General features: G+C 57.2%; 33 protein-coding genes. 16 read left to right on the top strand and 17 right to left on the bottom strand.

The features are described from left to right. Positions 1-62: 62 nt before the first annotated feature. The 7 genes from ACR0IO_RS13245 to ACR0IO_RS13215 all read right to left on the bottom strand — a co-directional run bounded on the left by ACR0IO_RS13245 (position 63) and on the right by ACR0IO_RS13215 (position 4,723). A complete protein-coding gene (locus ACR0IO_RS13245) occupies positions 63-359 on the bottom strand; it encodes a chorismate mutase (RefSeq protein WP_155142187.1) in 297 nt (98 codons plus the stop codon). Then, the gene (locus tag ACR0IO_RS13240) at positions 356-907 is read right to left on the bottom strand and encodes a GNAT family N-acetyltransferase (RefSeq protein ID WP_170333942.1); all 552 of its coding nucleotides are present in this window, start codon (positions 905-907) and stop codon (positions 356-358) included. Before ACR0IO_RS13240 ends, ACR0IO_RS13245 begins: the two co-directional genes overlap by 4 nt. Then, entirely contained in the window at positions 904-1,440 is a 537-nt protein-coding gene (locus ACR0IO_RS13235; RefSeq protein WP_480742093.1) for a GNAT family N-acetyltransferase, read from the bottom strand. The genes ACR0IO_RS13240 and ACR0IO_RS13235 overlap by 4 nt, the downstream gene beginning before the upstream one ends. Continuing rightward, positions 1,437-1,988, bottom strand: a complete 552-nt coding sequence (locus ACR0IO_RS13230; RefSeq protein ID WP_155142192.1) for a GNAT family N-acetyltransferase — start codon at positions 1,986-1,988, stop codon at positions 1,437-1,439. The genes ACR0IO_RS13235 and ACR0IO_RS13230 overlap by 4 nt, the downstream gene beginning before the upstream one ends. Then, on the bottom strand, positions 1,985-2,542 hold the full coding sequence (locus ACR0IO_RS13225; RefSeq protein ID WP_480742091.1) for a GNAT family N-acetyltransferase: 558 nt from the start codon (positions 2,540-2,542) through the stop codon (positions 1,985-1,987). Before ACR0IO_RS13225 ends, ACR0IO_RS13230 begins: the two co-directional genes overlap by 4 nt. Continuing rightward, on the bottom strand, positions 2,539-4,044 hold the full coding sequence (ffh, locus tag ACR0IO_RS13220; RefSeq protein ID WP_155142196.1) for a signal recognition particle protein: 1,506 nt from the start codon (positions 4,042-4,044) through the stop codon (positions 2,539-2,541). Before ffh ends, ACR0IO_RS13225 begins: the two co-directional genes overlap by 4 nt. A gap of 160 nt (positions 4,045-4,204) precedes the next feature. Beyond that, a complete protein-coding gene (locus tag ACR0IO_RS13215; RefSeq protein ID WP_480742090.1) occupies positions 4,205-4,723 on the bottom strand; it encodes a hypothetical protein in 519 nt (172 codons plus the stop codon). An 88-nt stretch (positions 4,724-4,811) separates the two neighbouring features. Between ACR0IO_RS13215 and ACR0IO_RS13210 the strand changes: the two genes are divergently transcribed. Then, entirely contained in the window at positions 4,812-5,342 is a 531-nt protein-coding gene (locus ACR0IO_RS13210) for a prolyl-tRNA synthetase associated domain-containing protein (protein WP_480742089.1), read from the top strand. Between the two features lie 5 nt (positions 5,343-5,347). On the opposite strand, the gene ACR0IO_RS13205 is transcribed toward ACR0IO_RS13210, so the two are convergent. Both ACR0IO_RS13205 and ACR0IO_RS13200 read right to left on the bottom strand, forming a co-directional pair. Next, complete coding sequence (locus tag ACR0IO_RS13205; protein WP_480742087.1) at positions 5,348-6,088, bottom strand: aspartate/glutamate racemase family protein; 741 nt, start codon at positions 6,086-6,088, stop codon at positions 5,348-5,350. Positions 6,089-6,161: 73 nt separating this feature from the next. After that, positions 6,162-6,743 carry an FMN-dependent NADH-azoreductase gene (locus ACR0IO_RS13200; protein ID WP_480742085.1) on the bottom strand — a complete coding sequence of 194 codons (582 nt, stop codon included), beginning with the start codon at positions 6,741-6,743 and terminating at the stop codon, positions 6,162-6,164. A gap of 117 nt (positions 6,744-6,860) precedes the next feature. Between ACR0IO_RS13200 and ACR0IO_RS13195 the strand changes: the two genes are divergently transcribed. Continuing rightward, the gene (locus ACR0IO_RS13195) at positions 6,861-7,739 is read left to right on the top strand and encodes a LysR family transcriptional regulator (protein ID WP_155142205.1); all 879 of its coding nucleotides are present in this window, start codon (positions 6,861-6,863) and stop codon (positions 7,737-7,739) included. Further along, positions 7,736-8,656 (top strand): DMT family transporter, encoded by a 921-nt coding sequence (locus ACR0IO_RS13190; RefSeq protein ID WP_480742084.1) that lies wholly within the window; start codon positions 7,736-7,738, stop codon positions 8,654-8,656. The genes ACR0IO_RS13195 and ACR0IO_RS13190 overlap by 4 nt, the downstream gene beginning before the upstream one ends. Here the strand turns inward: ACR0IO_RS13190 and ACR0IO_RS13185 are convergent. Further along, entirely contained in the window at positions 8,653-8,997 is a 345-nt protein-coding gene (locus tag ACR0IO_RS13185; RefSeq protein WP_480742082.1) for an ArsR/SmtB family transcription factor, read from the bottom strand. The genes ACR0IO_RS13190 and ACR0IO_RS13185 overlap by 4 nt on opposite strands. A gap of 85 nt (positions 8,998-9,082) precedes the next feature. Between ACR0IO_RS13185 and ACR0IO_RS13180 the strand changes: the two genes are divergently transcribed. From ACR0IO_RS13180 to ACR0IO_RS13155, 6 genes are all read left to right on the top strand, one after another. Further along, positions 9,083-9,994 carry a DMT family transporter gene (locus ACR0IO_RS13180; RefSeq protein ID WP_480742080.1) on the top strand — a complete coding sequence of 304 codons (912 nt, stop codon included), beginning with the start codon at positions 9,083-9,085 and terminating at the stop codon, positions 9,992-9,994. A gap of 185 nt (positions 9,995-10,179) precedes the next feature. After that, positions 10,180-10,515, top strand: a complete 336-nt coding sequence (locus ACR0IO_RS13175) for an AtpZ/AtpI family protein (protein ID WP_170333924.1) — start codon at positions 10,180-10,182, stop codon at positions 10,513-10,515. Between the two features lie 2 nt (positions 10,516-10,517). Further along, entirely contained in the window at positions 10,518-11,273 is a 756-nt protein-coding gene (locus tag ACR0IO_RS13170; RefSeq protein ID WP_170333922.1) for a F0F1 ATP synthase subunit A, read from the top strand. A 48-nt stretch (positions 11,274-11,321) separates the two neighbouring features. Then, a complete protein-coding gene (locus ACR0IO_RS13165) occupies positions 11,322-11,546 on the top strand; it encodes a F0F1 ATP synthase subunit C (RefSeq protein ID WP_008755373.1) in 225 nt (74 codons plus the stop codon). A gap of 86 nt (positions 11,547-11,632) precedes the next feature. Beyond that, positions 11,633-12,184: a F0F1 ATP synthase subunit B' gene (locus tag ACR0IO_RS13160; RefSeq protein ID WP_155142211.1), complete on the top strand. Its 552-nt coding sequence runs from the start codon at positions 11,633-11,635 to the stop codon at positions 12,182-12,184. A gap of 5 nt (positions 12,185-12,189) precedes the next feature. Next, positions 12,190-12,750, top strand: coding sequence for a F0F1 ATP synthase subunit B (locus ACR0IO_RS13155; RefSeq protein WP_155142214.1), 561 nt, complete (start codon positions 12,190-12,192; stop codon positions 12,748-12,750). Positions 12,751-12,844: 94 nt separating this feature from the next. On the opposite strand, the gene ACR0IO_RS13150 is transcribed toward ACR0IO_RS13155, so the two are convergent. Continuing rightward, a complete protein-coding gene (locus ACR0IO_RS13150) occupies positions 12,845-13,348 on the bottom strand; it encodes a metal-dependent hydrolase (protein WP_480742077.1) in 504 nt (167 codons plus the stop codon). Next, positions 13,348-14,118, bottom strand: a complete 771-nt coding sequence (locus ACR0IO_RS13145; RefSeq protein ID WP_480742076.1) for a FadR/GntR family transcriptional regulator — start codon at positions 14,116-14,118, stop codon at positions 13,348-13,350. Before ACR0IO_RS13145 ends, ACR0IO_RS13150 begins: the two co-directional genes overlap by 1 nt. Before the next feature lie 156 nt (positions 14,119-14,274). Between ACR0IO_RS13145 and ACR0IO_RS13140 the strand changes: the two genes are divergently transcribed. From ACR0IO_RS13140 to ACR0IO_RS13120, 5 genes are all read left to right on the top strand, one after another. Beyond that, on the top strand, positions 14,275-15,474 hold the full coding sequence (locus ACR0IO_RS13140) for an aminotransferase-like domain-containing protein (protein ID WP_480742074.1): 1,200 nt from the start codon (positions 14,275-14,277) through the stop codon (positions 15,472-15,474). A 43-nt stretch (positions 15,475-15,517) separates the two neighbouring features. Beyond that, positions 15,518-15,925, top strand: coding sequence for a hypothetical protein (locus tag ACR0IO_RS13135; RefSeq protein WP_480742073.1), 408 nt, complete (start codon positions 15,518-15,520; stop codon positions 15,923-15,925). 140 nt (positions 15,926-16,065) lie between these two features. Then, positions 16,066-19,521: a chromosome segregation SMC family protein gene (locus tag ACR0IO_RS13130; protein ID WP_480742071.1), complete on the top strand. Its 3,456-nt coding sequence runs from the start codon at positions 16,066-16,068 to the stop codon at positions 19,519-19,521. A gap of 54 nt (positions 19,522-19,575) precedes the next feature. Continuing rightward, positions 19,576-19,938: a hypothetical protein gene (locus tag ACR0IO_RS13125; protein WP_480742070.1), complete on the top strand. Its 363-nt coding sequence runs from the start codon at positions 19,576-19,578 to the stop codon at positions 19,936-19,938. 192 nt (positions 19,939-20,130) lie between these two features. Then, positions 20,131-20,928, top strand: coding sequence for a class II glutamine amidotransferase (locus ACR0IO_RS13120; RefSeq protein ID WP_480742068.1), 798 nt, complete (start codon positions 20,131-20,133; stop codon positions 20,926-20,928). Between the two features lie 49 nt (positions 20,929-20,977). On the opposite strand, the gene ACR0IO_RS13115 is transcribed toward ACR0IO_RS13120, so the two are convergent. From ACR0IO_RS13115 to ACR0IO_RS13105, 3 genes are read right to left on the bottom strand one after another with little or no spacing between them, the layout of a single operon-like run. Further along, entirely contained in the window at positions 20,978-22,141 is a 1,164-nt protein-coding gene (locus ACR0IO_RS13115; protein ID WP_480742067.1) for a lytic murein transglycosylase, read from the bottom strand. Positions 22,142-22,156: 15 nt separating this feature from the next. Then, complete coding sequence (cbiB, locus tag ACR0IO_RS13110) at positions 22,157-23,077, bottom strand: adenosylcobinamide-phosphate synthase CbiB (RefSeq protein ID WP_480742066.1); 921 nt, start codon at positions 23,075-23,077, stop codon at positions 22,157-22,159. Next, positions 23,074-24,039, bottom strand: a complete 966-nt coding sequence (locus ACR0IO_RS13105) for a threonine-phosphate decarboxylase (protein ID WP_480742064.1) — start codon at positions 24,037-24,039, stop codon at positions 23,074-23,076. Before ACR0IO_RS13105 ends, cbiB begins: the two co-directional genes overlap by 4 nt. Before the next feature lie 182 nt (positions 24,040-24,221). Between ACR0IO_RS13105 and ACR0IO_RS13100 the strand changes: the two genes are divergently transcribed. Next, on the top strand, positions 24,222-24,584 hold the full coding sequence (locus ACR0IO_RS13100; protein ID WP_155142235.1) for a response regulator transcription factor: 363 nt from the start codon (positions 24,222-24,224) through the stop codon (positions 24,582-24,584). Here ACR0IO_RS13100 and ACR0IO_RS13095 read toward each other — a convergent pair. Then, on the bottom strand, positions 24,566-25,555 hold the full coding sequence (locus ACR0IO_RS13095; protein WP_480742062.1) for a glutathione S-transferase family protein: 990 nt from the start codon (positions 25,553-25,555) through the stop codon (positions 24,566-24,568). The two genes, ACR0IO_RS13100 and ACR0IO_RS13095, sit on opposite strands and share 19 nt — an antisense overlap. Before the next feature lie 211 nt (positions 25,556-25,766). Here ACR0IO_RS13095 and ACR0IO_RS13090 point away from each other — a divergent pair, with 211 nt between their 5' ends. Further along, complete coding sequence (locus ACR0IO_RS13090) at positions 25,767-26,120, top strand: hypothetical protein (RefSeq protein WP_155142239.1); 354 nt, start codon at positions 25,767-25,769, stop codon at positions 26,118-26,120. 3 nt (positions 26,121-26,123) lie between these two features. On the opposite strand, the gene ACR0IO_RS13085 is transcribed toward ACR0IO_RS13090, so the two are convergent. Beyond that, the gene (locus ACR0IO_RS13085) at positions 26,124-26,651 is read right to left on the bottom strand and encodes a L,D-transpeptidase family protein (protein ID WP_480742060.1); all 528 of its coding nucleotides are present in this window, start codon (positions 26,649-26,651) and stop codon (positions 26,124-26,126) included. Position 26,652 lies beyond the last annotated feature (1 nt).

The raw sequence follows: 26,652 nt of genomic DNA, 5'->3' as shown, positions 1-26,652 counted from the left end.
TATCTCCTTTGAATGGCATCACGCCGGGGGCGTGTCGTTTTAGTAGACCGGAGCAGATCCGGTTATTTCTGGTGTTTCTTGTGGTGTCGGATGACTTCCTGAATGATGAAATTCAGGACAGCCTTGGCAAAGTCGGGGTCCAGATCCGCCGTTTTCGCCAGGTCTTCTAACCGTGCGATCTGCGCTGCTTCGCGCGAGGGATCGGACGGGGGAAGGTCGTGTTCGGCCTTGAGCTTGCCAACGGCCTGCGTGTGCTTGAACCGCTCGGCCAGCGTATAGACGAGGATCGCGTCCAGCCGATCGATGCTTTCGCGATGCTCTTTCAGCAGCGTAGCCGCACGCGTCACAGGGTTGTTCATTGGCTAGTCCTTTCGGTGCTCAATGCAGGTTCGGAGAGGTCGATCTTGGGGTGGCGCCAGATTTCAGCGCGTTTGCCAAGCAATTCGCCTTCGCGTTCGTATCTGGCACCAAGACGTTCTGCCAGCGCCCGGGAGCGGTCGTTGGCGTGCGCGATATAGCTGATTACACCGTTCAGGCCCTGATGGCGTGCTACGTGATCGCGCGCTGCCAGCACCGCCTCAAAGGCCAGTCCTTTACCCTCAGCTTCGTGCAGCAGCGTCCAGCCCAGTTCAGGTTCATCCCAGCCGGGCGCATCTATAATGCCAACCCAACCAACGAAGGTGTCGCTGGCTTTCTCGGTCAAATGCCACAGGCCATAACCTTTCAGCGCCCAGTGTCCCAGCCGGTTGGTCAAAGAGCTCCAGCTTTCCAGAGCGTCCTTCGGTCCACCGACCATATGGCTGCGTTCGGTCGCAAAGAAGCTGATCATGCCCGGCAAATCATCCTGCTGTGGCGCGCGCAGGATCAGGCGATCTGTCTCAATCGAAGGAATGGTGTAGGTCGTCATGCGCCCACCTCCGACAATTGATCGGGACCGGGATGGCGGTACACCAGCTCGGTTCCATGTGACACGTTCAGATAGCTGCGCTCGTAGTGCGCACCCAGCCGTTCAGCCAGAGCGATCGAGCGGTCGTTGCCAGGGAAGATATTCGAACTCAACGTATCGAAGCCCAAAACCTCATAAGCATAGCGGCGGGCCTCTTCCGCGGCTTCGCGAGCAAATCCTTTGCCTTCGCTCCCGGCGAACATGACCCAGCCGAGTTCCGGTTCCGGCCAGCCTTCGGGGCCCCAGATGCCAACAAAGCCCACGGGCTGACCGTCGTGCGTTTCGACGGTCCAGAACCCATAATCATGCAGAACCCAATGGCCGATCATGCTGGCGAACCAGCGCCAAGCCTCATTACGGTTCATCGGGCCGCCAAAACCCCAGCTTCGATCCTTGTCGGCAAAGAAATCGGCGACATTTTCAAAGTCGCGCTCCTCGGGGCCGCGCAAGATCATGCGTTCGGTTTTGAGTGTGGGAATCTGGAGGTCGATCATGCGTAGGCCTCCATCCCGCCGTTCACTAGATCAGCAGGTCCCGGGTGACGCCAGACTTCCATCGTGCCGAATTTGGGATGTTCATAGATGCTCTCGAAGCGCGCACCCAGCCGTTCCGCCACAGCCTTGCTGCCCGCGTTCTGGGGATCGATCAAGGAGATCGATGTTTCCCATCCCAAAGCGTCATATGCATAGGTTCGGGAGGCCTGCGCAGCCTCGGTCGCATAACCCTTGCCGGTTGCGTTGTTCATCAGCGTCCAGCCGATTTCAGGTTCGGGCCAGCCAAATGGGCACCACAGTCCTACATGGCCCACATAAATGCCCGTGTCTTTTTCCTCGACCCCCCAGAAACCATAGCCACGCATGGCCCAATGACCCAGCAAGGTTGCCACCATGCGCCATGTTTCATCCGGACGCAGCGGGCCACCTACGAATTTTGATGCATCGCTGGCAAAGAATTCCGCCTCGGCCTCAAAATCCGCCTCACGCGGTGCCCGCATGATCAGTCGCTCGGTTTCCAGCGTCGGGATCGGCATCGCAAGTGTCATGCCTGCACCTCGCTGTAGCGCCAGACATGCTGGTCCGCACCAAACGCTTGCTCGGCAACAGTGTCACGTGTCGCCCCCAACCGTTGGGCGAGGGCATTCGAGCGGGCATTGGATTGTGATACGTAGCTTACGAACCGGCCAGATCCGAGAAGGTCAAAGCCAAAGTCACGTACGGCAGTGCAGGCTTCGGTGGCATATCCCTGCAGGCGATGCTGAGCACTGAACAGGTATCCAAGCTCGGGCTCGTGGTCGTACCATTCCAGCCCCAGAATAACAAAGCCAACGACTTGATCGTCACCTTTCAGTATAACCGTAAAGAGGCCGTGACCGTGCAGAAGCCAGCCGGATGTATAGTAAGAAAACTCCGTCCAGGCTTCCTGATCGGTATCGCCAAAACTATCTCGGCAAATCGTCGTCCAAACCGGCAGGTCTTCCAACTGTGGGGCGCGCAGAACCAGCCGCCGGGTCTCAAGGACCGGCAGGGTTGCGCGAAACTGCGCTGCTGCCATCGCCGCCTTTCCGGACGGGGGCTGGGTGCAGCGTGCTGGCGTCACTTTTTCTTTCCGAACCCGCTCAGGCCCGGGGGCAGGGCCATACCGCCACCCATTCCGGGCATACCGGGCATCTTGCCGCCCATCGCCTTAGCCGCAGCTTCCAGCGCCTTGGGGTCCATGCCTGCGGCCATTTCCTCGGGCGACGGGCCGCCTTTGCCGAACATGCCTTTCATGGCCTGTTTCAGCATCTTGCCTTTGCCCATCTTGCCCATCTTCTTCATCATGTCCGACATCTGCCGGTGCATCTTGAGCAGCTTGTTGAGGTCACTGACCTCCATGCCAGAACCCGCCGCGATACGTTTCTTGCGGCTGGCCTGCAGCAATTGCGGGTTGGCGCGTTCGCGTTTGGTCATCGACTGGATCATGGCGATCTGCTGGCGCAGAATCTTGTCGTCTAGCCCGGCCTGATCCATCTGCTTAGCCATTTTGCCCATGCCCGGCATCATGCCCATCATGCCCTGCATGCCGCCCATCTGGATCATCTGTTCCAGCTGCATCTTCAGGTCGTTCATGTTGAACTGACCTTTGACCATGCGCTTCATCATGCGCTCGGTCTGTTCGATCTCCATCGTTTCCTGAGCTTTTTCGACCAGGGCAACGATGTCGCCCATGCCCAGAATACGACCGGCGATCCGGTCCGGCTCGAAGGTCTCAAGCGCGTCCATCTTCTCGCCCAGACCGACAAAGCGGATGGGTTTGCCGGTGACCGCACGCATTGACAGCGCCGCACCGCCGCGCCCGTCACCGTCCATCCGGGTCAGGACCACGCCCGAGATGCCGACCTTGGCGTCAAACTCTTCAGCCACCTCAACGGCGACCTGACCGGTCAGGCCATCGACCACCAGCAGGGTTTCGCGCGGGTCAACCACGTTGCGAACCTGTTCGACCTCGTCCATCAGCACTTCGTCGATGTGCAGACGACCCGCGGTGTCGAGCATATAAACGTCATAGCCGCCCAATGTCGCCTGCTGCTTGGCGCGTTTGGCGATGTCGACAGGTTTCTGGCCGGGAACGATCGGCAGGGTATCGACGCCAACCTGCGTGCCAAGAACGGCCAGCTGGTCCATCGCCGCGGGGCGATAGACGTCGAGCGAGGCCATCAGGACCTTTTTGCCCTCTTTCTCTTTCAGGCGTTTCGCCAGCTTACCGGTTGTTGTCGTCTTACCCGAACCCTGCAGACCAACCATCAGGATCGGGGCAGGCGGGTTGTCGATCTTCAGCGCACCGGGATCTTCCTCGCCGCGCAGCACGTCGACCAGTGCGTCATGCACGATTTTGACGACCTGCTGACCGGGCGTGACCGACTTGGTGACTGCCTGACCGGTGGCCTGATCTTGCACCTTTTTGACGAATTCGCGGGCAACCGGAAGCGAGACGTCGGCCTCAAGCAGCGCGACCCGAACCTCACGCAGGGCGGTCTTGACGTCTTCTTCGGACAGAGCACCCTGTTTGGTCAGCCGGTCAAAGACGCCAGAGAGGCGTTCGGATAAATTTTCAAACATGCCTTCGGCCTCCTTAGCCGGTTATCTGGTGGCGTCTCCTAGATAGGATGCGCCGGTTAAATGCACAAACGCCCCCACGGGCGAAACTCGCTGGTGGGGGGCGATCCCTGAACGACTCAAGGGACCGGAAGATCAGACGCTTCCGGATGTTTGCGGCGATTTAGGCCGATTGGCTGGCAGAGTCAACCTCGCGCGCCGGAAGCCAGGCATTGACGGCATCCACCAGTCGCTGCGCGCCGTGCCCGCTGACATAAGCTTCGACAATCGGGTGGCGACCCGCACTCATGCCTTTTTCCAGGATCAGAACGGGGCGATGCATCTTGGACGTGGTCCTGTCGCGGCGCGAGGTGGTGGTTTCCACCTCGGCATGGGACAGGTTCGACAGCTCATGTTCTACGGTGTCATATCCAAAGATCGATTGGCGACGGATCAAGATGTTATTGCTGTTGCGGTCCAATATGACCTGAACGCGGCGCACAAAGACGCAGAAAGCGCCGATCCCCATTCCGCCACCGAACACGGCAAAGAAGAGGCCAAACAGAATGCCCTCGCCACCTTCGGTTGCCATGAAAAGACCAGCGCCGACAAAGGCAAGGATGAAAAAGACCAGTGAGATGCCGATAAACCAGGGCGTGTTAGACAGGATCAATTGGTCGGGTGTGTTGCGCGTCACTTTCATGGCGGCACGCTAACACTGAATTCTGGCACTGTCGTGGCTTGAATTCGTCCGCGTGTTGCGCGATGAGCGCGCCAAACAGGAGGTTCCCATGGACGCATCATCTGCTTTTCAGGATACATTGCCGCTCAGCTCTGACGCGCTGTTGGCGCGATTGGATGAATGGGGATTGGCTTATCTTCTGCATACCCATGTCCCTTTGCGCACGGTCGAAGACTCCAAGGCGGTCGAGGATCAGTTCATGGTGCCGGGTGAAAACGCCCTGCGGCTTAAGAACTTCTACCTGCGCGACAAGAAAAAACGGAACTATCTGGTCACGCTGGAACAGAGCCGCGAGATTGACCTGAAGGCGCTGGGGGCTGAGCTCGGGATCGGCAACCTGTCGTTCGGGTCAGCGGATCGACTGATGCAAAACCTCGGTATCCGTCCGGGCGCGGTCAGCCCTTTGGCCATGATCAACGGTGTTGAAAACAACGTGCGCTTCTTCATGGATGCTGCCGCTCAGCAAGCCGACGTCATTTATATGCATCCTCTGGTCAATGATCGAACCGTTGCAATGAAGCGTGAAGACCTGACAGCCTTCTTTGAGCGTATCAATTGCGAGGTGACCTGGCTGCCGTGATAGGTTCACTCCGCCAGAGCTTCGGATAGCGCTGCTGCAACATGCGCGGCTGACGGGTTCACGAATAAGAAACCCTGTGCTTCGAAGATCGGGTCGTCCAGATGATCCGGGAAAGCCAGCGGTAATTCAGTGCATGCCAACAGAATGGCGGTTCCCGGATTGGCATGACGTTTGCAGAATTCCAGCAAGCGAGGGCGCGCTTTCCTTGAGGCGCCGCCGTAGAACTCAGTATCAATCATCGCCTGCATCTCTGCGATCTGATCGTCAGGTAGGCGTTCGTTTGCAGAGATGCCCTCTACCGCAAGTCGCTCCGCATAGTTGCTGGCCTGCATCGTAACTGTGGTTCCGAGAACCAGTGCCTTTTCAGCTCCTGTTTCAGCAGTTGCCTCTGCGGTTGCATCGAAAATGCTGAGGATCGGCATGGTAACCCCACGCCTGATCGCATGCAGGCGGGCATGCGGCGTGTTCGATGCGATGATTGCAAAGTCGCAGCCTGCGCGTTCCAGATTCAGAAGCGCCTCTCGGAAAACAGCATCGAATTCAGCCCAGCTGTCTTCATCGCCTGCTGTGCCTCGCAGTGCACGAGTATGCGCCTGCACAACGGATTCGATTGCCATCGGAGGGATAGGAAGCGGTGATCCGTGGCCGCGCTCGGAATAGTGCCTGCTCGCTCCCTCAGCAATGGCTCTGTAATAGTCGACTGTCGATGCCCAACCGACACCACCCAGAATTCCGATCTTTTTCATGAGATCCGTCCAATCTGCTCAGATAGATTTCCGCGCAGATTGGACGTTTTGTCAGCATATGGCCAGAGGGGGATCAGGCGGCCAGTTCTGCGACTGCTTTTTGCGCATTGCTGAGGGTGTTTTCAGGGTCCATTGCCATTTGATCGGCCGCAACGACGTCTACATTGGTAATTCCGATGAAGCCCAGCACGTGGCGTGCGTAACCGGATGCATAGTCAATTTCGGACCCTACGGCCGTTCCGCCCGAGGCAATTGCCAGAACTGCCCGCTTGCCTTCAAGCAATCCTTTGGGGCCGTTTTCGGTGTAGCTGAAGGTCAGGCCGACGCGGGCAACAAGGTCAATCCACGCCTTGAATGCGGCAGGCACCGAAAAATTGTAGATCGGCAGGCCGATTACGATGGTGTCAGCCTCCTGCAGTTCCTGAACCAGTTCATCCGACAGGGCCAATTGATCCCGTTGCAGCGGATCACGCTGGTCCGCAGGCGTAAAGTTTGCCGCGATCCAGTCTTCGGTCAGCAGTGGCAAGGGTGTCGCCAGATCGCGGCGGATAATGCGGCTGGCACCCAGATGTTTGACAACGCGGTCAGAGAGATCACGCGTTGCAGAGCCGGTGCGGCGGGCGGATGCATCAATGTGCAGGATGGTTTTGGTCATTTCTCGAGGTCCTTTGTTCGGGGATTTTGCTTCTGCCTCCAATATGAATGTTGTGTAGATGAACAAAACTCGGATATATCAACATCAGTTGTTGGAAATTGCACAGCTGTGGTGATCATGGATAACTGGGATGAGGTAAGAACCGCCTATCAGGTGGCCCGGATGGGGACTGTTAGTGGCGCGGCCGAAGTATTGGGTGTGCACCATGCCACTGTCATTCGTCATATCGACGCGATCGAGGCCCGTTTAGGCGTCAAGCTATTCCAGCGCCACGCCCGCGGATACACCCCAACCGAAGCGGGTGAGGATCTGTTGCGTGTTGCGCAGGCAACCGAGGATCAGTTCAATCAGCTTGTCGGCCGAATGAAGGGACGGGGGGACGATGTCTCGGGAGAGTTGGTGGTCACATCACTGGCATCGTTGGCACCATTAGTCGTGCCTACACTCAGCGAGTTTCAGAAAACCCATCCCGAGCTCATCGTGCGTTATCTGACCGGAGATCGGTTGTTCAGGCTGGAATATGGTGAGGCGCATGTAGCAATCCGCGCCGGTGCTGCGCCGGATCAGCCTGATAATGTTGTGCAGCCCTTCGTCTCGCAGGAGGTGGGCCTCTATGCCAGCAAGGGCTACATTGACCGTCGCGGAAAACCATCCGGCATCGAGGATTTTGCCAACCACGCCTTTGTCGGCAATGACGATGAAAACAGCCGTGCGCCATTTTCCCAGTGGCTGCGCACCAATGCACCTGCCGAGGCGATCACTTTCCGCTGCTCGAACAATTTCACTGGCGCTGAAGCGGTTCGGGCCGGGGCCGGCATAGGATTTATGGCGCGTTGGGAAGCCGCACGTCATCCGGAATTGGAAGAGGTCATGGATCCGTTGCCCGAATGGTCAGGCAAACTGTGGTTGGTGACACATGTCGATCTGCACCGCACAACAAAGGTCCAGGCGTTCCTGACGTTCCTGAAAGAGCAGGCCAAGGATTGGCTGCCATGAGTTCTCAGGCCCGTGGCCATCTGGCCATGTTGGCTTTTTCTGCACTTGTCGCGGGCAGTTTTTCGCTTGGCTCAATGATCGCCAATGAGATTGCACCTGCCGCGCTAAACGCTGCGCGGTTTGCGATTGCTGCCGTCGTGATTGGTGTCGCTGCGCTGGTCACCACTGGCATACCGCGCAGTGCGGCCAAAGCGCCCTGGCGCTATCTCGTGCTCGGCGGGCTGTTCGCAACCTACTTTGTGCTGATGTTCTATGGTCTGAAAACTGCACCGCCAGTCAGTGCCGCAGCCGTCTTCACTCTGACGCCTATACTATCTGCCATTGCCGGATGGATGTTGTTGCGCCAGGTCACGACCTCTCACATGGCCATGGCATTGTTGGTTGGGGCAGTAGGGGCTCTCTGGGTGATTTTCCGCGCGGACTGGCAAGCCTTTCACGCGTTTGAGATCGGTCAAGGTGAGATCATCTATTTCTGGGGGTGCGTCGCGCATGCGATCTACACCCCTATGGTACGCAAACTGAATCGTGGAGAACCGGCAGTGGTATTTACGTTCGGAATGCTATTGGCTGGATGTGCAGTTCTTTTGGTGTTCGGGTGGTCGGACATTCGTGCGACCGATTGGATGAACCTTCCGCCGATAGTCTGGATCGGGCTGTTCTACGTGGCGATTTTTGCAAGTGCCGCTACTTTCGTGCTGCTTCAATACGCAACGCTCTATCTGCCATCGGCGAAAGTCATGGCCTATACCTATCTGACACCCAGCTGGGTCATCCTGTGGGAAATCGCACTTGGAAACGGTGCCCCAACCGGGATGATCCTGATCGGAGTTGCATTGACTGTGATCGCGTTGCTGATGCTGCTGAAGCCTGAAGAGGAAGGGCAAGTGACGCATCGATCCCGCAGTCGCGAAGGCTAGGATTGTTTGCCTTCTTGTTCCCCAAGGTTTTCTGTTTCCAGAAAGCGTTCAAAGGCGTCCAGATTCACCGGTTCAAATTGTCCGAATCCCTGCATCCAAACTGAAGCCTGTCTCAGGGCGTCGGGCTCCAGCTTGCACCATTTCACCCGGCCCCGCTTCTCCTGAGAAATCAGCCCGGCCTTGGTCAGAATGACCAGATGTTTCGAGATCGCCGCTAGCGACATCTCGAATGGTTCAGCCACATCAGTGACGGCCATGTCATCCTCAAGCAGCATCGCCAGGATGGCGCGGCGCGTGGGGTCGGCAAGGGCCGCGAATACTGTGTCGAGATCGCTGGACATGGCTCCTTCCTAATATGCAGGAAGCTGTTTGACAATTTCCGAGCCCACGCCATGCTGCGCCGAAACTTGCAGGGGGGGCGTGACGATGCCACTGAAATACTGGCTGGTGATCTGCGTCCTTGGCATCGGCTGGGGCATGTCCTTCATGTTCAACGCCATTTTGCTGCGTGAGCTTGGGCCATTGTCGGTCTCGATGGGGCGCGTGGGCTTTGGGGCGCTGGGGTGTTGGATTTACGTTTTGGGTAGGCGTTTGCCGGTCCATCTGACCCTTGGCCGAGCTGCGGGGCTGTTGGGCTTCGGAGCGCTGAGTTACGCAGCGCCATTTGCGTTTTATGCGCTGGGCCAGCAGCATATCGGCGCAGGTGTCGCCGGTATTGTTAATGCCACAACACCGGCCTTTGCCGTCATCGTCTCGCATTTCTGGCCCGGAGGTGAGCGGGCCACACTGCTCAAGTCATTGGGTGTGGTTTGCGGGTTTACCGGTATCGTCGTTCTATCACTGCCGCTCTTGCAGTCGGGTGCGAAGTCCGAGTTCTGGGCCATTCTGCTGATCCTGCTCGCACCCGTTTGCTACGCATTCTCTCTCAATTTCGCCCGCGCCTTCCGGGACATGCCGCCGGTTGTTCTGGTGGCTCTTGCCCTGACGGGCGCAACGCTGTCGATTGCCCCACTGGCACTTTGGCAGGAAGGACTGCCGCACATCACGCGCGCCGAGACTTGGGCCTCACTTCTGATGATCGGGTTTGTTCTGACCTCGGCGGCATTCATCGCGTTTTATTGGCTGCTGCCAAAGGTGGGGCCGACCAACATCTCAACAGTCACCCTGATCGCCCCGGTCTCGGCGCTGGTGCTCGGGACATCTGTTCTGGGGGAGACACTTTTGCCGGAGCATCTGGTCGGCATGGCGGCCATTTTCGCGGGCCTTTTGCTGATCGATGGGCGCATTGTCAGACGTTGGCAAGCGGATAGGGAATACAAAGATCAACCAAAAGGTTGAATATGCGGATTCAGCTACAATCGCCGCATTTGCCAGTCTAACTCTGTGGTCGCATCAAGTACGCGTTGTAAATAAAGTTTATAAAACAACATCTTAACCGATCTCGAACTGCGACCTCAATAGCGTTGACTCTGCGCCCCATGCCCCTTAGCACCTAGCCTCAAGACAGTGCGAGGAAACCGCCCGTGACCGATGATGACCAAAAGCAGCGTATGGCGCAGCTTGAGGCCAAGATTGCGGCGGCGAAAAAGGCCAAAGCGCCAAAGCCTCGTGCAGATGCTGACGTGTCCGGTGGCGAGCTTGCCTGGAGGATGGTCATCGAAATGGTTTCCGGTCTTGGGATCGGATTTGGCATCGGATACGGGCTGGACAGCCTGCTCGGGACAATCCCGATATTTCTGGTGCTGTTCACATTGCTGGGCCTTGTCGCGGGCGTGAAGGTTATGCTCCGCAGCGCGAAAGAGGTTCAGGAGAAACAGACGGCGGCCCAAGAGCAGGCCGAACGAGACGAGAGGGACTGAACGTGGCGACCGAGACCACCGCAGCAGAAGGCAGCAGCCTGGTATTCCACCCAATGGACCAGTTCATTGTCAAACCGCTCTTTGGCGGTGAGATTGCGTGGTACACACCGACCAACGTGACACTGTGGCTGTTCCTGGCAATCGCTGCGATCTTCGCTCTGCTGGTTCTCAGCACTTCGAAGCGCGCCATCGTTCCGACCCGTATGCAGTCGGTGGCCGAACTGGCCTACGGCTTCATCTACAAGATGCTGGAAGACATTTGCGGCAAGGAAGGCGTCAAGTACTTCCCATATGTCATGACCCTGTTCATGTTCATCGTCTGCGCGAACTTCCTGGGCATGATCCCCATGTCCTTCACCACCACATCGCATTTCGCCGTGACCATCCCGCTGGCGCTGTCGGTCTTCCTGACCGTGACCGTGCTGGGCTTTGTAAAGAACGGCGCAGGGTTCCTGGGTCTGTTCTGGGTCTCCAGCGCGCCTCTGGCTCTGCGCCCGGTTCTGGCGATCATCGAGCTGATCTCGTACTTCGTACGCCCGGTCAGCCACTCCATTCGTCTTGCCGGTAACGTCATGGCTGGCCACGCTGTTATCAAGGTGTTCGCAGGCTTTGCCGCAATCGCCGCGATTTCGCCCGTGTCCGTTCTGGCGATCACCGCAATGTACGGCCTTGAGGTCCTCGTGTCCTTTATCCAGGCGTACGTATTCACCATTCTGACCTGTGTTTACCTGAAAGATGCGCTGCATCCTTCGCACTAAGGTCTGATACCCCAACATCGAAACTTCCAATTCGTAAGGAGATACATCATGGAAGGCGATCTCGCACACATCGGCGCAGGCCTGGCAGCAATCGGTTCCGGCGCAGCCGCAATCGGGGTGGGCAACGTTGCAGGCAATTTCCTGTCCGGCGCCCTGCGCAACCCTTCGGCGGCTGCTTCGCAGACCGCAACCCTGTTCATCGGTATCGCGTTCGCAGAAGCCCTGGGGATCTTCGCATTCCTGGTCTCGCTGCTGCTGATGTTCGCCGTATAATCTGCGGAACCTGATCCTTACGCGCAGGTGGGTCCAAGCCATAGCGGCCCACCTGTTGTAAAGACAACGTTCCGACGGAGGATATCATGGCGACTGAACCCCTTACAGAAGAGGTAGCTGGCTCGTGCGTCGACTCCTATGGCTCTGCCATCGGTATGCCGCAGCTCTGCTTCGATTGGTTCCCCAACCAGATTTTCTGGCTGGTCATCACGCTGGTCGTCATCTTTCTGGTCCTGTCTCGCGTGGCTCTGCCTCGCATCGCGGCAATCCTGGCTGAACGTCAGGGGACCATTACAAATGACCTGGCTGCGGCCGAAGATCTGAAGGCCAAGGCGGTCGAGGCTGAAGAGGCCTATAACAAGGCGCTGGCCGATGCCCGTGCCGAAGCGCAGCGTATCGCTGCCGAAGCACGCGCAGAAATCCAGTCTGGTCTGGATGACGCGATTGCCAAGGCGGACGCGGAAATCGCTGCAAAGGCGGCTGAATCGGAAAAGGCAATCGCCGAAATCCGTGCCGGTGCGCTGGAAAGCATTCAAGTGGTTGCCAAAGACACGGCGGCTGAACTGGTTACTGCGCTGGGCGGCGAGGCGGATGCCAAAGCCATCGCCAGTGCCGTAGACGCGCAATCGAAAGGATAAGTGACATGCGGAACACTCTTGCCCTTATCCTCACCATAGGCGCAGCCAGCCCGGCATTTGCCGCAAGCGGCCCGTTCTTCTCGCTTGGCAACACCGACTTCGTTGTCACGCTGGGCTTTATCGTTTTCATCGCGGTTTTGTTCTACTTCAAGGTGCCATCAATGATCGGTGGTGCGCTGGATAACCGCGCCGAAGGCATCAAAGCGGAACTGGACGAAGCTCGTGCCCTGCACGAAGAAGCCCGCAGCCTTCTGGCTTCGTACGAGCGCAAGCAGCGTGAAGTACAAGGTCAGGCAGACGCGATTGTCGCTGCTGCCAAGGAAGATGCTGCACTGGCCGCCGAGCAGGCCAAAGCCGATCTGGAAAACTCCATCGCACGCCGCTTGGCTGCTGCGCAGGATCAGATCGCGTCTGCAGAAGCTTCGGCTGTCAAAGAAGTGCGCGATCAGGCCGTGACCGTGGCAGTATCGGCAGCCAACGAAGTGTTGGCAAAGCAGATGACTGCTACTCAGGCGAACAAGCTGATCGATGCGGCAATTGCCGACGTCGGTGAAAAGCTGCACTAAAAGTTTCTGACCCGGTGGTTCCGCTGCCGGGTCTGAATTCTGAGAGGCGATCAAACTCTCGGAAAGCCTTCAGGTCTGAAGCACATCTACTCCATCAGCCTTTATCACTGGATTGTACGCAGGTTGAGTTACGCCTGCGCCAGACCCATAGCGCTATTGCAAGGGCTGTGATTGCGAGCTCAACTGCAAAGGTCCAGTGGTTCAGAAAAGACAGAATCCAGTGTGAATGGGTCGCCTGCACGACAACAAGCGGCTGCGAGTAGTCCGAATATGGCCAGGCCCATGCGATTTTGCCGACGATGGAATCCAGCGCCATATGAACAACTCCGCCAGCACCGAAAAATGCGAGTACGGTACCCGCCTTAGGGTGGAAAAGCCGTAGCGCAAGTCCAGCAAACAGTAGAGCGACCCAAACGACAGGTCGATGGGTCAGATAGGCGTGATGATGGTGGGCGCGGTTATCCACCAGATAAAACCAAAGCATGTCCAGATCAGGCGCAATTGCACCTAGCATTGCTGCGGCGAAAGCCAATTTGCCGACCTTAGGTGTCGCAGTTCTGAAAATCAGATAGGCACCCGGCAGGTGGCCGATAAACATCAGTTTTGACCGGTTTCATGCGCCAGTCTCTGCTGGGCGATGGTTTCGTTCCTCAGCGCCTTCTGCTGATCCTCCATACATCGCTCGACAAAACTCAGATGTTGCTGAACCGCTCTTCGGGCCCCCTGAGGATCGCGCGCCTGCAGCGCAGAATTGATGGCCCGATGCTGATCCAGAATCGAGTCTCTGGTTGTGCGTTGCTGGAACATCATCTGTCTGTTGTAGAAAACACCTTGGCGTAGAAGATCGAACATGGATCGCATCATATGCAGCATGACGACGTTGTGGCTGGCTTCGATGATCGCCATGTGAAACTGGGCATCCAGATGCGCTTCTTCCTCGGCTGCGTTGCGATCATGGGCGGCCTTCATCTTTTCAAAGATCGTCTGAATAACCTTAAGATCACTGTCTGATCCTAGCCTAGCCGCCCGCTCTGCTGCCAACCCCTCCATATCCCGGCGAAACGACAGATAGTCGAATACAGCTTCATCATGGCTGCTGAACAACTGGATCAGCGCTGGCGAAAATGCCGAGCCCAGCACCTCTGCGACATAGATGCCAGATCCTGCCTTGGCGGTCAGCAGCCCCTGTTCCTGAAGCTCCGAAATCGCTTCTCGCAATGATGGTCGTGATACACCCATGCGTTCGGCCAGTTCTCGTTCCGAGGGCAGGCGTTCACCCGGGCGCAGAATGCCGCGCAGAATGAGTAATTCGATCTGGCGGACAACGGCCAGAGACAGCTTTTCGGTCTGAACTTTTTGAAAGGGCATGACTGTGTCGTTCTGAATTGGTCAAATCATATGACCACGTAAACCAGTCCGCTTCAAGAAAGTGCGTTATTCAAGTTCGTTGAAATATTAGGTCAGAAATATTGACATTAAATTGAGTCGGCATAGGCTGCGCTGAGCAGAGTTCGGAGGAAGCTCATGTCAACGCATCACCTGTTCGCCACCCGTGCATCTCGGATGAGGGCATCCGAGATACGAGAATTGCTTAAGCTACTCGATCAGCCCGGGATTATCTCATTTGCAGGAGGCATCCCCGATCCAGCGCTGTTTCCAGCGGAAGGATTTGCGAACGCTTTTCAGGTGGCCCTCGGGGCGGATCAACAGGCCCAGTCACTGCAGTATTCTGTGAGTGAGGGATATGTTCCCCTGCGCGAGTGGATCGCTGAGCACATGCGCCAGATTGGTGTGGAATGTGACATCGACAATGTGCTGATCACTTCGGGATCACAGCAAGCGCTCGACTATCTCGGTAAGCTTTATCTTTCACCCGGTGATACGGCGCTTGTGGGTTGGCCGACCTATTTGGGGGCATTGGCGGCCTTCAACGCCTATGAGCCCCGATTTGACCGGATCAGCATAAATGGCAATCGAGGTGCGGCAGAGTATCGGTCCGGGGCAGGTGAGGGGGCGGTCAAGTTTGCCTATCTATCCCCGGATTTCGCGAACCCGACCGGCGAAACCGTTGATCTGCGAGGACGTGAGGCCCTGCTTGATCTGGCAGAAGAACTGGATTGCGCCATCATCGAGGATGGTGCTTATCAGGCGCTGCGCTATGAGGGTGAAGCGATTCCGCCGATCCTGAGTCTGGAACTGGCGCGCAAAGGATCGCTTGAGAGCTGTCGCACCATCTATTGCGGCAGCTTTTCCAAGACCCTGTCGCCGGGTTTGCGGGTCGGCTGGGTTGTGGCAGCCAAACCGATTATCTCTCAATTGGTTTTGATGAAGCAGGCGGCTGATCTGCACTCCGCTACGATCAACCAGATGGCGGTCTATCAGGTCGCGAGGGCAAGCTTTGATACCCACATTCCAATGCTCAGAAACGTCTACGGCATCCGGCGTGATGCGATGTTGGCAGCATTGGAGGAGCATATGCCGAAGGAGGTGCAATGGACCAAACCAGAGGGTGGTATGTTTGTTTGGATCACTTTGCCTTCGGGTATGGATGGCGCTGATTTGCTGTCCAGAGCGCTCGAAACTGTCAAAGTGGCATTCGTGCCCGGGCAGGCCTTTTTCCCTGATGAAACGGGCGCAAATACCATTCGGTTGAGTTTCTCAAACTCTGACGAGGATACAATCCGAGAGGGCATTCGCCGGTTGGGAGAAGTGTTGCGCCGCTGAATCCGGAAAGGATCTGTTAACCAAATTGTCGCAAAGCTGCGGCATGATCCGGTACCTGGCCCTTCTGATGTTGGCAGCTTGCTCTGCGGGTACACCTCATTTCCGGGGGGTACCCGCTACGCGTGTTGCTGTGAACGGCAGCGTGTTTGATGTGCGGGTTCGCGGTGAACTGGCCGAAGCTGTGCGGGTAAACACACAATATGCCCCACGCCTCGGGCCGATCCGCGATCGGGCAGCACTTGCGATGGCGCAGGTTTCGGGCTGTCCTATTCTCGACGTGTTGGGTGATGCTGCAGTTACGGTTGGTGTACTTGGTTGTGATCGTGCAGCAGGGGAGCGCTTGCTGCTGACGGCAGTTTCGACGCCAAACTATGAATGTATCGACTATGGCACCTACGAAGATGCAGGCAGTGACTTAGGCTATCAGGTTTTCGAATGTACGCCCTACTGAATGCGCGTATTTTCGCACGGTTTTGGCAAGATATTGTGGATAACTCGGCTCACTGGCCCATATCCTGCGTAACTCCGTTGACTCGTCCCCCATCCCTTGCGCAGACTTCCTGAACGTAGGAATCACGGAAAAAACGGCCATTGCGCTTTAGCAAACTCAAACTGACCGGCTTCAAAAGCTTTGTTGATCCGACCGATCTGATCATCGCGGATGGGTTGACCGGTGTGGTGGGGCCAAACGGCTGTGGCAAATCCAATCTTCTGGAAGCATTGCGTTGGGTGATGGGTGAGAACCGCCCCAAATCCATGCGCGGTGGCGCAATGGAGGATGTGATCTTTGCGGGGGCTGCCACGCGTCCTGCCCGGAATTTTGCCGAAGTTGTCCTGACGATGGACAATTCAGAGCGACTGGCACCTTCCGGCTTCAATGACAGCGACCAGCTTGAGATTGTCCGGCGCATCACCCGCGATGTGGGCAGCGCCTACAAGACCAACGGTAAGGATGTGCGGGCCCGTGATGTGCAGATGTTGTTCGCAGATGCTTCGACCGGCGCGCACTCACCTGCGCTGGTTGGCCAGAACCGCATTGCGGAACTGATCAACGCCAAGCCACGTGCCCGCCGGCGTATTCTGGAAGAAGCGGCAGGTATCTCGGGCCTCTATCAACGTCGGCACGAGGCGGAGCTGAAGTTAAAGGGCACCGAGTCCAACCTGACGCGCGTTGATGACGTTCTCGAACAACTCGGGACACAGCTTGCGCAATTGGCGCGCCAGGCTCGTCAGGCTGCACGTTATCGCGAGATAGGCGAGCAACTGCGCCAAGCCGAGGGCATGCTGCTTTATCGTCGCTGGAAAGAGGCTGACATGGCGCGTCAGCAGGCCGAAGAAAAGCTGCGCGAACGGATCACCGAAGCATCGCGCGCTGAGGCCGAAGCAAGAGCGGCAGCGGCGAAGCGCGCTGAGATTGAGGAAACCCTGCCGCCCTTGCGCGAAGAAGAGGCTATCGCCGCCGCGGTTCTGCAGCGCCAGCAGGTTCAGCGTGACGCATTGGCCGATCAGGAAACCCGCGCGCGCCAGACCATAGAAACGCTGACCAATCGTATTCAGCAGCTTGGCAACGACATCGAGCGTGAGACTGGCCTGAACCGGGACGCCGGGCAGATGATCGAACGTCTGGAATGGGAAGCCCGCGAACTGGCCAAAGCTGCCGAAGGTCACGAGGACAAGGTAGCTGAGGCCGCCGAAATTGCCCGCGAAGCTGCCTCGGTTTTGCAGGATCGTGAAGATCACCTGTCGCAGGAAACCGAGGATATGGCCCGCCTCGTTGCGCGCCATCAGTCTGCGCAACGGTTGGTCGAGGATAGTCGCAAGACACTGGCGCGTTCTGAAGGTGAAGAGGAGAAAGCCCGTTCGGCGGTGGAGGAGGCGCGCGAAGCGCTGACCCGTACCAGCGAAGCCTTTGAAACTGCTCAGGAAGCCGAGGAAGAGGCGCGCGAGGCTGCTGAAGCTGCCGAAGAAGCGCTGGCCGCTGCCGATGAGCTGCGCAATGAAACACAGGCGCGCGAGGCCGAAGCCCGGGCTCAACGCTCTGAGGCGGAAGGTGAACTGGGCGCCATCCGAGCCGAAACAACGGCGCTGGCCAAACTGGTTGAACGAGATACGGCCGAGGGTGGGCAGGTGCTTGACCTGCTGCGCGTGGCGCCCGGTTATGAAAAGGCGCTTGGCGCCGCGCTGGCCGACGATCTGCGTGCGCCTCTGGTCGAAGGGGATGGCCCTTCGGGCTGGGTGCAGGTGGCGGGATATGACAGCGATCAACCTCTGCCCGAAGGCGCTGAACCGCTGGCGTTGCATGTCTCGGGACCCGATCGCCTTAGCCGTAGGATTGCGCAGATCGGGTTGGTCGATGCCGATCTAGGCGCGCGGTTGCAAGCGTCGCTGAAACCCGGCCAACGGCTGGTGTCGCGCTCGGGCGATCTGTGGCGGTGGGATGGTTTCCGCGCATGGGCCGAAGATGCGCCAAGCGCTGCCGCCCTGCGGCTGGAACAGCTCAACAAGCTGGAAGCGCTGAAACAGGAACTGACGCGTACCGAAGCGCAAGCTGATGGTGCACGCGCCGCGCATGAGGCGTTGTCGCAGCAACTGGCGGATGTGACCGAAGCAGATCGTCGTGCACGCGAAGCGCGCCGTGCTGCCGATCAGCGAATGGCCGAAACCGCGCGCCAACTCAGCCGGGCTGAAGCCGACCGCAATCTGGCACAGGGCAAGCTGGAAACCTTGTCTCTGGCCGTGGATCGCCACAAGGAAGACGCCATGTCTGCCCGCGCTCAGCTGCGCGAGGCCGAAGGTGCGCTGACCGGGTTGGGTGATCTGGATAGCGCCCGAGCGCAGGTCGAGGATATCAAGCAAACGGTTGAAGCAGCGCGGATTACAATGCTGACCCATCGTTCGACCCATGACGAGCTGCGTCGCGAAGGTGATGCGCGCACCCGGCGAACACAAGAGGTCACCAAGGATCTCAGCGGCTGGCGGCACCGTCTGGAAACTGCTGAAAAGCGTATTTCGGAACTGGCTGAACGCAAGGAAAGCTCTGAAGAAGAACTGACCGAAGCCATGGCCGCGCCCGGTGAGATTGTCGAAGCGCGCGAAGAACTGAATGAGCTGATCGAAACGGCCGAGGCGCGCCGTGCAGAGGCAGCGGACAGGCTGGCTGAGGCAGAAACCCAGCAGCGTGAGGTTGTACTGGCTGAGCGTGAAGCAGAACGCCTGGCATCCGAAGCACGCGAAACGCGAGCGGCTGCTGAGGCGCGCTGCGATGCCGCCAAAGAAAGCGTTGTTGCCGCAGCCGAGCGCATTGCAGAGGATCAGCAACTGACACCAAACCAATTGCTGAACCAATTGGATGTAAATCCTGATCAAATGCCTGCTGCGGACACGCTTGAGGCTGAGGTGAACCGCCATAAGCGCCAACGGGATGCGATGGGTGCGGTCAACCTACGCGCCGAAGAGGATGCCAAAGAGGTTCAGGAAGAATTCGATACGCTCAACAGCGAAAAATCTGATCTGGAAGAGGCGATCAAGGCCCTGCGCAGCGGAATCGCCAGCCTGAACCGCGAAGGTCGCGAGCGTCTGTTGACTGCGTTCGAACAGGTGAACTCGAACTTTGCGATGCTGTTCAAGCACCTGTTTGGCGGCGGTGAGGCTAATCTGGTCATGGTCGAAAGCGATGACCCGCTGGATGCGGGCCTTGAGATCATGTGTCAGCCTCCGGGTAAAAAGCTCTCGACGCTGAGCCTGCTGTCGGGTGGGGAGCAGACCCTGACCGCGACAGCACTGATCTTTGGTGTTTTCCTTGCCAACCCCGCTCCGATTTGTGTTTTGGACGAGGTCGACGCGCCGCTGGATGACGCCAACGTCACGCGCTTCTGTGATCTGCTTGACGAGATGTGCCGCCAGACCGACACGCGGTTCCTGATCATCACCCACCATGCGGTGACCATGGCCCGAATGGATCGGCTGTTTGGTGTTACCATGCAGGAGCAGGGCGTCAGCCAGCTCGTCTCGGTTGATTTGAAGAAGGCCGAGCAGATGGTCGCCTGACCGCTCACCGCAACGTTATGAGGTTTTTGAGGCGCTGCGGGATAATGTGGCTGCATGACACGACTGTTTCTGATCCTTGCGATTTGTATTTCAACTCCGCTTTGGGCTGCTGAATGGGCAACCAAACCGGGCGATGTGCCGCTGAATCAACAGGAACTGGATGCATTGGCGGGCCAGACGTTCACCTTCTATGACGATGGGCAATCCCGTTATTCTACTGGTGGAGCTTACTCCTATACCTATTCGGAGACGAATGGTGGCGGAACCGCATTCGGTACTTATCGCATTGCCGAGGACGGCAGTGTTTGTGTTGATTATCGTAATGGCCTCAGCCGCTGTGATTTGTATGTGCGCAGTGGTGACCGTTTGATACTGATCAACGAAAAAGGCGAACGCTATCCGGTGCGCCCCGATTGAAATCGGTCTTAAGGGTGCCGTTTAAAAGCCAAGCATACTTAAGTTTGCACCAAGTGTTTGAACGACCTGTTTGCATAGTGTGTGTCACTTGATCGGTGAAACGCAACAAATAAGCGAATAAATGGGGTATATATTGATGCCTCTGACGATAAATTCCTGAAAGCAATAACAGAGAATAAAAGGTCAGAGTAGATGTGCCGTTTTTTAGCTTGGGTCGGCGCTAAACGTTATTTGGATGAGTTAGTGCTGAACCAGGAGCAATCCCTGGTCATGCAAAGCCGCAATGCACTTATTGGGAAGACTCCGATCAACGCAGATGGTTTCGGTCTTGCATGGTATTCGGAACGCGGCACGCCCTGCTTCTACAAAGACACCAACCCAGCGTGGTCTGACGCCAATCTGAAACAGCTGACGCACCATACGCAGTCGCCACTGTTTCTGGCCCATGTGCGTGCTTCAACCGGGACGGCTACATCTCGAAACAACTGCCATCCGTTTGGCTTTGGCAAGTGGAGCTTCATGCACAACGGCCAGGCTGGTGGGCACGAGAGTATCCGGCAAGAACTGGACGGTATGATACCAGCTGACTTGTACCAGCACAGGCTGGGTGCAACTGAAAGCGAAGCGATCTTTCTGATAGCGCATGGTGAAGGCTTGGATGCCGATCCAATCGGGGCAATGGTGCGCGCTGTTGAACGCGTTGAGGCACTTTCCCGGAAACGCGGATCACTACCTTACCTTCGGTTCGCTGCCTGCTGGTCGGATGGGGAACGCGTATTTGCTGCGCGATATGCCTCGGACCGATTTGCACCCAGCCTCCACTATCGCGCATGCGCAGACGGCATCATAATTTCGTCCGAGCCACTGGATGCAGATAGCGGAGAATGGACTGAGATACCGGCAAACACCGCGATCGAAACCCGAGGCAAATCGCTTAGATTGCACCCGTTCGAGCCAGTTCCACAGAAATATCACGCAAATGTCGCCTAGCTGAGACCTGCTATGGGTCGGCATTGCGCGAACGTTCTATGCCAGTGATTTACAGCCGATTCAGCAAATCCGTAGTGGGCCAAGCATCCGCTGGCAGGCCAAGTCGCACCTGTTCCGACTGAACGGCAGCGCGTGTTCCGGCCCCTAGAATGCCGTCGATTTTGCCGACGTCATAGCCGCGTGCCTGCAGTTTGCTTTGCAGTTGCTTCATCTGAGCGCCAGACAGGCCAGGGGCAGGATTGCCCGCGTCATAAACTTTTGCGCCTTCCAACCGAGTGCCGAAATAGGCAGCGGTCAGCACATAAACAAAGCTCTGGTTCCATTCGAAATAGACATCGAAATTTGGGTAGGCCAGAAAGGCAGGTCCCTTGTGCCCCTGAGGCAGGATCAAAGAAGCTGGCAGATTGGCCAGTGATCCGCTGCGCGCCTGAATACCCATGGCTTGCCAGTCAGAAATCGCTCTCGGTTTTCCCGGACCCGACAGTGACCAATCCATCTGATCCGGTACAGTCACCTCCTGCAGCCAAGGCTGACCCGGTTGCCATCCCAGATGTGACAGCATTTTTGCCCCGGACATCAGCGCATCTGGTGCTGAGGTTTTCAAAGAGACCTTGCCATCGCCGTCACCATCGACGCCATTTTCGAGGATATCGCGCGGTAGCATCTGCACCATTCCGATTTCCCCAGCCCATGCCCCAGTGGTGCGGTTCGGGTCAAAATCACCCCGCTGATACAATTCGATCGCCGCAAAAATCTGCGGTCGGAACAATTCCGGACGTCGGCAATCGTGGGCCAACGTCACCAGAGCATTGCGCGTGTTGAAATCACCCTGGAACGCGCCGTAGTCGGTTTCGAAGGCCCAAAAGGCCAGCAACACCCCGCGCGAGATTCCGTATTCGCGTTCGATCCGATCAAACACTGCATCGTATTTGCGCGACATGGCTTGGCCGCGTTCAATGCGATTGGCCGAGATCAGGCGGCGCGAGAAATCGATGAACGGCTTTTGGAAAACACCTTGGGCCCGGTCTGCCTGCAGTACTTTGGGATCTTGTTGAACGCCTTTGAAAAATGCGTCCACGGTAGATTTGTCGAATCCCTGCTGAACCGCTTCGGACTTCAAACCTTTGACGAAGGAGTTGAAACCGCCACCGCACTGAGCAAAGGCGGGGGATGCAAGAAGAGTAGCGGCGACAAGGCCAGAGAGAATACGCATGGACGAGCAGGTCCTTCAAAAGAAAAAGTTGACGACAACCCACACCGACAAGACGCCAAGCGCAAGCCCCCAAACCTTCCACAGCATGGTACATGCGCGGAAAACCTCGTATGCGCCGATTTCCCGACGCGCATCACCGTTCACCCAGGCCAGATCGCGAATCTGCCCGTCATAACTGCGAGGGCCTGCTAAGGCGATGTCCAAGGCGCGGGCCATGGCGGCTTCTGGCCAGCCTGCATTGGGTGAAATGTGGCGGCGCGCATCGACGACCATTTCTGCCCAGCGAGACCATTGACCGGATAACGCGACGATCATCACGCAAGTCAGTCGTGCCGGGATCAGATTCAGCAAATCATCAAGCCGGGCTGAGGCCCAGCCGAATTCAAGGTATTTCTCGTTGCGGTAGCCAATCATGCTGTCAGCCGTATTGACGGCCTTGTAGATCAGCAGCCCTGGCAAACCCGCAATCAAGAACCAGAACGCGGGCGCAATGACGCCGTCACTCAGATTTTCAGCCGCACTTTCGATGGCGGAACGGGCAACCTGCGCTTCGGTCATTTCAGTGGTATCGCGCGAAACGATGCGAGCAACCATGGTACGCCCTGCAGGCAAAGACTGCCGTAGTGCTTCGCCGACATCCCGGACATGAGTAACCAGCGATTTCTGGGCAAGGAGAATGGCGCAGACAGCGATTTCGACAATTGGGCCGAGCAAAGAAAGCAGCTTGCCAGCGGCAAAGGCTGCAAGAACCAGAAGCGTGACCGTGAACACACCCTTGAGGCCCCGCTGCGTCCCTGTGTTCAGGCGTTTGTCAAGCCAACCGATTGCATTGCCGATTACCACGGCTGGATGGCGAACACGGGACCAGAGCCAGTCAGGCTCGCCCAAAGCTGCGTCCAGACACATGGCACAAACCAGCAACAGCGGGGTGCTCAAAGCGCTGCCTCCAACCGATCCCAGCCACCTGCGGGGGGCAGGCCAAGGCGCAAATAGGTTTGGGAGTAGGGGAAGACGCGGCTCCAGATATGTGCTTTTGCCAATCGGTCTTGCCACTCTGCAGCATCGTCGACCTCATAAAGCCGGAACAGGCTGGTGCCGCCGACCAGAGAGGCTCCCTTTGGGGCGAGCAGAGCGTCTAGTTTGTCTGCTTCGTTGGCCAGATTTCGGCGGGTGGCATCGGCCCAATCAATATCCCGCAATGCACGTGTCCCGATCCGCAGGGCAGGGCCCGAGACGGACCAGGGACCTGTCAGATCGTTAAGCTTGCTGATCAGATTGGAGTGACCGATTGCAAAGCCCAGCCTCAGCCCCGCTAGCCCCCAGAACTTGCCAAAGCTCTTGAGCACGACGACACCGGGGCGATCCGCGAGGTGGATCAAAGATGATCCGGGTGTGACGTCGCAAAAGCTCTCGTCAATCACGGTCAACGGGGCATCAACATCACACTCATGCCAGATGCGGCCGTCGGGATTGTTGGGATGCACGATTACCCGGGCCTCTGCCGAGGCGCTTTCCTGCACGGACCAGCCTTGCGCATTAAAGGCGGCGGCGTGCTCGTTATATGTGGGCATTGTGATTTGCACCCGACCTGTTCGGGCGAGCGCGGGAATCCTGGCAATGAGAGCTGAGGCCCCTGGCGCAGGCAGGATCATGGCCTCGTCCGGAACAGACCAGAACTGACGAGCAGCGTCTGCCAGCCTTTCAAAAGCGCCATGATCCGGCAGTTCCATCCAGTCCGAAGGTTCCAGACCTGAAACCTCATATGGATGCGGATTGATGCCAGTGGACAAGTCGATCCAGTCCGATCGGGTGCCGCCATAGTTCCGGATAGCACCATCCAGACCCCCACCATGGTCGCGTGCGGCCCGCGGGTTCAATTCGTCGCTTTGTCTTGCCATCTGGATCTCTGCCGGAATCGCGTGTTTCAGCCCGCTTCAAGCGGATTTTTGCCATTTATACAAGCAAATCCGCGTGATCCGAGCCCGTGACAGGCATCGTTAACTTTTTGTTAAGGAAATGACGGGATCACGGACCAAGGGGTCGGCACCGTTCACTCTATCAAGTGCCGAGGTTGTTGCAAATGAAAGTTCTGATTGTTGAGAGTAACCCCGATCTGGGTCGGGTGTGGCAACGCCATCTGCAAAGGCAGGAGGCCGAGGTCACATTGGTCGAAACGCAAGAGGCCGCAATTCTGGCGCTCTATAGCACGGCATTCGATATCATCGTCTTGGATCTGGTATTGGAAACCGGCAGTGCGCTTGCCGTGGCTGATTTTGCCAGCTACCGCCGCCCCGATACCAGAGTGATCTTTGTGACCAATACGACTTTCTTCTCAGATGGATCCATCTTTGCCCATAGTCCTAACGCCTGTGCCTATGTGCAAAGCGGCACGCCGCCAGAAGATCTGGCGGCGATGGTCGAGCATTATGCGGCGGGCCGCTGATCCCGTCTGTGGGGCTCCATGTAATCCAGTTCAGGATTTACCGGGATGATCCGGTGCGGATTGATACTGTCATGGCTGTAGTGATAGTGGCGCACGATATGGGCCATGTTCACTGTTTGGGCAACGCCGGGCCACTGGTATAGCTCGCGCGTATAGGCCCACAGGTTAGGGTAATCGATCAACCGCCGCCGGTTGCATTTGAAATGCAGATGATAAACCGGATCGAACCGGATCAGTGTGGTGAACAGCCTCCAATCCGCTTCGGTGAGGCGATCACCCATCAGATAGCGGTGCGAAGCCAGGTGATCCTCAAGCCAATCCAGGGTGCTGAACAAAGGGTTTACTGCGTCGTCGTAGGCCTTTTGCGAAGTCGCAAAGCCGGATTTGTAAACGCCGTTGTTGACGTTCGAATAGATGCGCGCATTGACCTCTTCGATGTCATCCCTCATCTCCTCAGGCCAGTAGTCATCGGTGTTTCCGGTAATCTCGTCAAACGCCGAGTTAAACATACGGATGATTTCGGAGCTCTCGTTGGAAACGATGGTTTCTTGCTGCTTATCCCACAGGATTGGCACAGTCACGCGACCAGAGTAGGTCGGGTCAGCCTTGGTATAGACCTGATGGGCATAGTCCAGACCATAGAGGGTATCGCCGGTTGCACCATTGTCGTCTTTTTCAAAGCTCCAGCCCTTGTCCAGCATATCGGGATGCACAACCGAGACCGAAATATGATCGCTCAGCCCTTTCAGTTCCCGAAAGATCAGCGTTCTGTGCGCCCATGGGCAGGCATGGCTGACATAGAGGTGATAGCGTCCTGTCTCTGCGGTGAAACCACCTTTTCCGGAAAGTCCTGCACTACCATCCTTGGTCAGCCAGTTGCGGAACTGAGCGGCGGAACGCTTGAACGCTCCTCCAGTGGATTTTGTGTCATACCAGGTGTCATGCCATTTACCGTCGACCAACAGGCCCATCTTGTGTCCTCCGCAAGTATTCGTGGTGAAGATAGTCTGCGCGTTCAGTGCTTCCTATTGAACCAGGCGCGCAATTAGCCTGCACCGCTGCACACTGGGGGTTGGGATTTCTGTGCAACAGTCGGCGATTGGGCAAAACTAAGTGTCGCGGTTCACTGGATTTTTACATATCTGCCCCCACAATAAAGAGTGTTAAGGGGGGAATAGATTTATGAGTACCTATGTTTCTAAGGAAATGCGTGCCGAATTGGATGCGGCACGAATCGCTACCCTGAAGAAAGCCAGTCGCTTGAGGGTGGAAATGGGCGACAATTACTTCAAAATCCTCAAATTGTGGAATGATGGATTTTCCGTTGAGGCGGAGACTACGCCGCAATTGCGCGGTCTTGTCGACATATACGATGGTGCAAAGCACCTGTATCAATGTCTGATCATTGCTGATGAAGAAGAGGGCGGTGAGATGCGTTATGAGTTCAAACGCAATACCGCCGCAGCTGATAAGGCCCCGTTGGATTTCTATCGCGCTCCCGATGCGCCAATCGCGTTGCTTGGTGTGGAAGACTGACCGCTAGGGTCGGATTTCAACCGTTGTCCCAGTTGGTGCAAGGCTCCAGAGCCGTGCCATTTCAGAATTCGATATTGCGATGCAACCGGCAGTCCAGTCGCCCGGAAGTGTGATGCCAAAGACGCCGTTTGGCTGACCGTGGATGAAGATGTCTCCACCCGGGTCGACGCCCTCAAGACTGGCGCGATCAATATCTTCGGTCTTTGGATAGTCGATACCCAACGACAGGTGATAAGCGCTTTGGGGATTACGCCGGTCGATTTTAAACATCCCAAGCGGCGTCTTGCCATCGCCTTCCTGCTGCTTGTCGCCCTCAGGCTCAAAACCAAGTGCGATGTCGGCCTGCATCACGATCGCCCCATCCAGCGTGGCCGTCAGCCTGCGGGCAGATTTCTCGATAAGGATATGGTCAACTTGCGAGGCTTCCGGTGCCATCGGCGGGGCAACAGGTCTTGGGCCATAGCGGTGCCAGCCAAACCAGCCAGCACCAGCTACAAGAACAATCAGTGTTATCAGAGCAAACCGGCGCACG

Source organism: Ruegeria sp. CE12 (genome assembly GCF_056537525.1).
Note: the sequence above shows the minus strand (reverse complement) of the source record. Positions and strands in the feature narration are given on the sequence as shown.

What these genes read in the sequence shown, in the direction of transcription:
- ACR0IO_RS13180 (WP_480742080.1), top strand. Translation starts at nt 9,083, where the DNA reads ATGCCACTGAAATACTGGCTGGTGATCTGCGTCCTTGGCATCGGCTGG.
- ACR0IO_RS13100 (WP_155142235.1), top strand. Translation starts at nt 24,222, where the DNA reads ATGAAAGTTCTGATTGTTGAGAGTAACCCCGATCTGGGTCGGGTGTGG.
- ACR0IO_RS13185 (WP_480742082.1), bottom strand. Translation starts at nt 8,997, where the DNA reads ATGTCCAGCGATCTCGACACAGTATTCGCGGCCCTTGCCGACCCCACG.
- ACR0IO_RS13090 (WP_155142239.1), top strand. Translation starts at nt 25,767, where the DNA reads ATGAGTACCTATGTTTCTAAGGAAATGCGTGCCGAATTGGATGCGGCA.
- ACR0IO_RS13205 (WP_480742087.1), bottom strand. Translation starts at nt 6,088, where the DNA reads ATGAAAAAGATCGGAATTCTGGGTGGTGTCGGTTGGGCATCGACAGTC.
- ACR0IO_RS13210 (WP_480742089.1), top strand. Translation starts at nt 4,812, where the DNA reads ATGGACGCATCATCTGCTTTTCAGGATACATTGCCGCTCAGCTCTGAC.
- ACR0IO_RS13115 (WP_480742067.1), bottom strand. Translation starts at nt 22,141, where the DNA reads ATGCGTATTCTCTCTGGCCTTGTCGCCGCTACTCTTCTTGCATCCCCC.
- ACR0IO_RS13155 (WP_155142214.1), top strand. Translation starts at nt 12,190, where the DNA reads ATGCGGAACACTCTTGCCCTTATCCTCACCATAGGCGCAGCCAGCCCG.
- ACR0IO_RS13140 (WP_480742074.1), top strand. Translation starts at nt 14,275, where the DNA reads ATGTCAACGCATCACCTGTTCGCCACCCGTGCATCTCGGATGAGGGCA.
- ACR0IO_RS13195 (WP_155142205.1), top strand. Translation starts at nt 6,861, where the DNA reads ATGGATAACTGGGATGAGGTAAGAACCGCCTATCAGGTGGCCCGGATG.
- ACR0IO_RS13125 (WP_480742070.1), top strand. Translation starts at nt 19,576, where the DNA reads ATGACACGACTGTTTCTGATCCTTGCGATTTGTATTTCAACTCCGCTT.
- ACR0IO_RS13215 (WP_480742090.1), bottom strand. Translation starts at nt 4,723, where the DNA reads ATGAAAGTGACGCGCAACACACCCGACCAATTGATCCTGTCTAACACG.
- ACR0IO_RS13165 (WP_008755373.1), top strand. Translation starts at nt 11,322, where the DNA reads ATGGAAGGCGATCTCGCACACATCGGCGCAGGCCTGGCAGCAATCGGT.
- ACR0IO_RS13160 (WP_155142211.1), top strand. Translation starts at nt 11,633, where the DNA reads ATGGCGACTGAACCCCTTACAGAAGAGGTAGCTGGCTCGTGCGTCGAC.
- ACR0IO_RS13135 (WP_480742073.1), top strand. Translation starts at nt 15,518, where the DNA reads ATGATCCGGTACCTGGCCCTTCTGATGTTGGCAGCTTGCTCTGCGGGT.
- ACR0IO_RS13235 (WP_480742093.1), bottom strand. Translation starts at nt 1,440, where the DNA reads ATGATCGACCTCCAGATTCCCACACTCAAAACCGAACGCATGATCTTG.
- ACR0IO_RS13095 (WP_480742062.1), bottom strand. Translation starts at nt 25,555, where the DNA reads ATGGGCCTGTTGGTCGACGGTAAATGGCATGACACCTGGTATGACACA.
- ACR0IO_RS13230 (WP_155142192.1), bottom strand. Translation starts at nt 1,988, where the DNA reads ATGACACTTGCGATGCCGATCCCGACGCTGGAAACCGAGCGACTGATC.
- ACR0IO_RS13105 (WP_480742064.1), bottom strand. Translation starts at nt 24,039, where the DNA reads ATGGCAAGACAAAGCGACGAATTGAACCCGCGGGCCGCACGCGACCAT.
- ACR0IO_RS13145 (WP_480742076.1), bottom strand. Translation starts at nt 14,118, where the DNA reads ATGCCCTTTCAAAAAGTTCAGACCGAAAAGCTGTCTCTGGCCGTTGTC.
- ACR0IO_RS13120 (WP_480742068.1), top strand. Translation starts at nt 20,131, where the DNA reads ATGTGCCGTTTTTTAGCTTGGGTCGGCGCTAAACGTTATTTGGATGAG.
- ACR0IO_RS13240 (WP_170333942.1), bottom strand. Translation starts at nt 907, where the DNA reads ATGACGACCTACACCATTCCTTCGATTGAGACAGATCGCCTGATCCTG.
- ACR0IO_RS13200 (WP_480742085.1), bottom strand. Translation starts at nt 6,743, where the DNA reads ATGACCAAAACCATCCTGCACATTGATGCATCCGCCCGCCGCACCGGC.
- ffh (WP_155142196.1), bottom strand. Translation starts at nt 4,044, where the DNA reads ATGTTTGAAAATTTATCCGAACGCCTCTCTGGCGTCTTTGACCGGCTG.
- ACR0IO_RS13150 (WP_480742077.1), bottom strand. Translation starts at nt 13,348, where the DNA reads ATGTTTATCGGCCACCTGCCGGGTGCCTATCTGATTTTCAGAACTGCG.
- ACR0IO_RS13190 (WP_480742084.1), top strand. Translation starts at nt 7,736, where the DNA reads ATGAGTTCTCAGGCCCGTGGCCATCTGGCCATGTTGGCTTTTTCTGCA.
- ACR0IO_RS13245 (WP_155142187.1), bottom strand. Translation starts at nt 359, where the DNA reads ATGAACAACCCTGTGACGCGTGCGGCTACGCTGCTGAAAGAGCATCGC.